The organism is Streptococcus sp. 9903, assembly GCF_013276625.1.
Lineage (GTDB): Bacteria > Bacillota > Bacilli > Lactobacillales > Streptococcaceae > Streptococcus.
Map to the genome: position 1 here is coordinate 1 of NZ_VMLI01000041.1, position 556 is coordinate 556.

Annotated in this window: 1 protein-coding gene; it reads right to left on the reverse strand. The window is 33.5% G+C overall.

What is annotated here, in order from left to right; all coding sequences use genetic code 11:
- The coding region (locus HT696_RS10470; protein WP_173276072.1) for a restriction endonuclease subunit S at positions 1-526 on the reverse strand (526 nt) is incomplete at its 3' end.
- Positions 527-556 lie beyond the last annotated feature (30 nt).

Sequence of the window (556 nt, forward strand, 5' to 3'; positions counted from 1 at the left end):
TCTCGTTAAATCGGGATTTTACAAGTAGATTAAGCTCTTCAAGTTGTTCTTGTCTCCTTAAAATCAGCTTGCTTAACAAATCCAGCTCACTTGCAATTTTTTGTTGCTCTCCCAAATTTGTATATGGAACCATAATATTATCAAAATATTTTTTAGTTAAATGTTTCATTGTGGAACCATGAGTATGTTTTACAGCATCTTGTAAACCTTTTTCAACAACATATTTAAAATACGATTTATCTATATCTATCTTATCAAAAACCACTTTAAAAATGTGCTGATTTAACACTGCGGATCTTCCACACCACTGAAAAATCCCTAATGTACCCGACCACGAAATAAGGATATCACCAGCTTCAACAATGTATTTTTTATCAATCGTACCCGAATAATAATTTATCCCTTTTGAAGTTTTAGTCAGATTCTGTATTCTGATAATCTCTTTCCCTTCAGATGACCAATCTTGAGGTTTAAAAGCATAGCCATTGATAAAAGTAGCCACTTGCCCTAATTTCACTTTCTTCATGCAACCACCTCCTCGGAATATCGGGATTTG